This window comes from Tepidimonas sp., assembly GCF_046292505.1.
GTDB lineage: Bacteria > Pseudomonadota > Gammaproteobacteria > Burkholderiales > Burkholderiaceae_C > Tepidimonas.
In genome coordinates, this window is sequence record NZ_JBKBQX010000049.1 from 1 (window position 1) to 3,786 (window position 3,786).

Sequence of the window (3,786 nt, forward strand, 5' to 3'; positions counted from 1 at the left end):
CGCTGCAGCCTCACGGACCCAAGGCCAAGCACGGCACCTTTGCCGTCTACGAGCCGGGCGACGTGCACATCGACGTGTATGCCTGCCCAGATGGCCAGCATCGGGACCACAGCTTCTGCCAGCAGGGCGGCCTCATCGACCATCCTCCCAAAGAAAACTTACGTGTTAATCTTTGGGGCCACCACTGCATTCAATCATAAAACTGAACCTGCCCCCAACCAAGCCCTGCAGCATCCTTGGCGGACAGCAATGGCGGCCCCAGCAGAAGATGCAATGGCCAATCGATACCGATCGTCGGGTCGTCCCAGCGCAGGCAGCGTTCGCACTCGGGCACATAGTACTCGGTGGTTTTGTAGAGGAAGTCGGCGCTGTCGGTCAGCGTCAGAAAGCCGTGCGCCAGACCTGGCGGGATCCACAGTTGGCGGTGGTTGGACTCGCTGAGTTCCACCCCCACCCACTGGCCGAAGGTCGGTGAGTCGCGCCGGATGTCCACCGCCACGTCCCACACCACCCCGCGCGCCACGCGCACGAGCTTGCCCTGCGCGTGCGGCGCCAACTGGTAGTGCAAGCCGCGCAACACCCCCTTGGCGCTGCGGCTGTGGTTGTCTTGCACGAAGGCCATGCCGCTCAGCCCGGTGGCCTGCTCGAAGTCGCGCTGGTTGAAGCTCTCGAAAAAAAAGCCGCGCGCATCGCCAAAGACCTTGGGCTCCAGAATCAGCACGCCGGGAATGGCGGTCGGGGTGACGGTGTACGGCATGGGCTTATCGCAGCAAGCTCAGCAGGTACTGGCCATAGCCGTTTTTGACCAGGGGTTGGGCCAGCCGCTGGAGCTGCTCCGCGTCGATCCAGCCCTGGCGCCAGGCGATTTCTTCCGGACAGGCGATCTTGAGGCCCTGGCGACGCTCCAGCGTGGCAATGAACTGCCCCGCATCCAACAGGCTGTCGTGCGTGCCGGTGTCGAGCCACGCATAGCCGCGCTGCATGATCTGGACGTTGAGCTGGCCCCGCTCCAGGTAGGCTTGGTTGACGGAGGTGATCTCCAGCTCGCCGCGCGCGCTGGGCTGGACCGCGCGCGCGATGTCCACCACCTGTTCGTCGTAGAAATACAGCCCGGTGACGGCATAGTTGGACTTGGGCGCGCGGGGCTTTTCTTCGATGCTGATGGCACGGCCCTGCGCGTCGAACTCCACGACGCCATAGCGCTCGGGATCGTGCACATGGTAGGCAAACACCGTGGCACCGGTGGTCTGCGCATCGGCGGCGTGCAGCAGGGGCTGAAAGTCGTGCCCGTAGAAAATGTTGTCGCCCAGCACCAGCGCGCTGGGGTGCCCGGCGACGAAGTCCGCACCGATCAGAAAGGCCTGCGCCAGCCCGTCGGGGCTGGGTTGCACGGCGTACTGCAGACTCATGCCCCATTGACTGCCGTCGCCCAGCAACTGCGCAAAACGCGGTGTGTCCTGCGGCGTGCTGATGACGAGCACATCCCGAATGCCCGCCAGCATGAGCGTGCTGAGCGGGTAATACACCATGGGCTTGTCGTACACCGGCAGCAACTGTTTGCTGACGGCCAGCGTGGCCGGGTGCAAGCGGGTGCCGGAGCCCCCGGCAAGGATGATGCCTTTGCGCATAAGCAGAAGCCGCCCGACCCGGCAGGATCAGGCGGTGCGGAGTGGACGAAGAAACCCGCCCCGAAACGGGGCGCCTGGTCGTCAGTAGTCGCCCGTGGGCTTGCGCACCAAGCGCTGGACGTCGCGATCCATCGGCAGGGCGTAATCATAGCCCCTCAGGATCTGGCCGGACTCCGATCGCACCAGCTTGACGTTGACGTACACATACTGGCCGGCGACCGAGTAGGTGCCGACCAGCACCGCCGTGGCCCGATGGACCCGGGCGATGTCCTTGATCTCGCGCGACAGCAGCAGCTCGCCGGTTTGCTCGCGCACGAACACGTCGCCGCGCAGCTTCATCTCGCGCACGTCGATCCCCGCGGCCGCCGCCGCGGAGCTGTACTGCTCCGACAGCGTGCGCCCCAGCGGCGAGGACACGCGCAGGTCATTGACATCGACGATGGTGGCCACCAGCAGCGGCGACACGTCAGCCGCCGGCAGCCCCGCCAGCAGCTTGGCCATCGCATCGCGGTTGGCTTGCAGAAAGGGGTGAACAGCCGCCTGCTCGTACGTCGGCAGGGTGGGTTTGGGCTGCGACGAGCACCCAACCAGGGCCACGGCCCCCGCCATGGCAAACGCTGCGAAGGCTCTCATGGGGACACCACCTTGAATTCGCGGGACGCGGGGCCACGCACGACCTGGAACAGGGTGGCGTCGCTGTCCTCGACGTAGTACACGTCGGTGTTGCGCACGAGGTAACGGTCACCCTGCATGATGGTGGTGGTCAAAACGACCTCGGTGTGGGTGGGCCCGCCGGTGTATTGGCTGCGGGCCACGTCGGCGAGCGCGGCATAGCCCAGACCGCCGACCATGGCCGCATCGGGGTGCGCATGGACGCCCAGGTAGTGCGCCACATACACGCCGGAGGTGATCGCCGTGAACAGGCCCGGGATGAAGTGCGGACGGTCGCTGTTGTGGCGCACCACTTGCGCCTGGTAGCTGACCTTGATGGGCGCGTCGTCGCGCTCGACGACCGTCTTGCCCTCGTTGACCAAACGGGTGATGAGCAGCTCGCGGAAGGCCCGATCGAACGCGGTGGGCGACGCCGGCAGGCCGACCTGCATCGCGGCACCCGACGCGGGGGTCTGGCTCAGCCGCGTCAGCGTGGTGGACACGACATGGCCCGCCACGGCGTCCCAGTGCCCGGCGGAGCGGACTTTTTTCTGCGCGGTGTACGGAAAATTCTCGGCCACAGGAATGGGCGCGTGGGTACACCCACCCAAGCCCACGAGCAGAACGCCCGCCAGCGCGGCGTAGGCTGTTTTGAATCGGATCAAGGGACCTCCTGTGCGCGATGGTCTTCGACTTGTGTTGTATTGGCGGTAGCACGCGCCCCTCGGAGCGTCAAGGCAAAAGTCGGCTGGGCGCAGCGGGCGTCGCGATTTCCCCAACAGCGGCGCGGCACCCCTGGCTCGCCCTCGCACCCGGGTCAGGGCTGCGGCAACGAATCGACCCACCGCTGCACCCCGGTCTGCCAGGCGGGCAGATGCAGGCCGAACGTGCGCTGAAGGCGGGTGGTGTCCAGCCGCGAATTGTGCGGGCGCCGCGCCGGCGTCGGGTAAGCGCTGCTGGACACGGGGTCGATGGCCGAGACGCGCCAACCCGCGTCCGGCCAACGGCGGCGGGCCGCCTCGATGACATGACAGGCGCAGCCGTGCCATGTCGTCACCCCAGCCGCCGCGAGGTGGTAGGTGCCACTGCCCTGCCCCGTGGCAAGCACCTGCCGCAGCGCATGGGCAGTGACATCGGCAATCAAATCCGCCCCCGTGGGCGCCCCCCATTGGTCGTCCACGACGGCCAGACGGTCGCGCTCGCGCGCCAGGCGCAGCATGGTGCGCGCGAAGTTGCCGCCGCGCACGCCGTACACCCACTGGGTACGCAGGACGAGGTGCTGACAGCCACTGGCGCGGATGGCGTCCTCGCCCGCGAGTTTGGTGCGGCCGTAGGTGTTGAGCGGCCCGGTCGCGTCGGCTTCACCCCACGGCCGCTCTCCACTGCCGTCGAAGACGTAGTCGGTGCTGTAGTGCACCAGCCACGCCCCGCAGGCCGCCGCCGCTTCGGCCAACACACCTGGGGCCTGGGCATTGATGCGGTGAGCCAGGTCGGGCTCGCGCTCGGC

The 3,786-nt window shown here is 67.1% G+C and carries 6 protein-coding genes; 1 reads left to right on the forward strand and 5 read right to left on the reverse strand.

Annotation, left to right across the window (positions count from 1 at the left end):
• Positions 1 to 200, forward strand: a 200-nt coding sequence (locus ACK4TH_RS11210; RefSeq protein WP_409626486.1) for a hypothetical protein, incomplete at its 5' end; no start/stop codon positions are given.
• Here ACK4TH_RS11210 and rfbC read toward each other — a convergent pair.
• From rfbC to rfbD, 5 genes are all read right to left on the reverse strand, one after another.
• A complete protein-coding gene (gene rfbC / locus ACK4TH_RS11215) occupies positions 191 to 757 on the reverse strand; it encodes a dTDP-4-dehydrorhamnose 3,5-epimerase (RefSeq protein ID WP_409626489.1) in 567 nt (188 codons plus the stop codon). The genes ACK4TH_RS11210 and rfbC overlap by 10 nt on opposite strands.
• A 4-nt stretch (positions 758 to 761) precedes the next feature.
• Entirely contained in the window at positions 762 to 1,628 is an 867-nt protein-coding gene (rfbA, locus tag ACK4TH_RS11220; RefSeq protein WP_409626492.1) for a glucose-1-phosphate thymidylyltransferase RfbA, read from the reverse strand.
• A gap of 81 nt (positions 1,629 to 1,709) precedes the next feature.
• A complete protein-coding gene (locus ACK4TH_RS11225; RefSeq protein ID WP_409626495.1) occupies positions 1,710 to 2,261 on the reverse strand; it encodes a FlgO family outer membrane protein in 552 nt (183 codons plus the stop codon).
• Positions 2,258 to 2,944, reverse strand: coding sequence for a hypothetical protein (locus tag ACK4TH_RS11230; RefSeq protein ID WP_409626498.1), 687 nt, complete (start codon positions 2,942 to 2,944; stop codon positions 2,258 to 2,260). The genes ACK4TH_RS11225 and ACK4TH_RS11230 overlap by 4 nt, the downstream gene beginning before the upstream one ends.
• Before the next feature lie 152 nt (positions 2,945 to 3,096).
• A partial coding sequence (rfbD, locus tag ACK4TH_RS11235; RefSeq protein ID WP_409626501.1) for a dTDP-4-dehydrorhamnose reductase occupies positions 3,097 to 3,786 on the reverse strand: 690 nt, incomplete at its 5' end.

What these genes read in the sequence shown, in the direction of transcription:
- rfbC (WP_409626489.1), bottom strand. Translation starts at nt 757, where the DNA reads ATGCCGTACACCGTCACCCCGACCGCCATTCCCGGCGTGCTGATTCTG.
- ACK4TH_RS11225 (WP_409626495.1), bottom strand. Translation starts at nt 2,261, where the DNA reads ATGAGAGCCTTCGCAGCGTTTGCCATGGCGGGGGCCGTGGCCCTGGTT.
- rfbA (WP_409626492.1), bottom strand. Translation starts at nt 1,628, where the DNA reads ATGCGCAAAGGCATCATCCTTGCCGGGGGCTCCGGCACCCGCTTGCAC.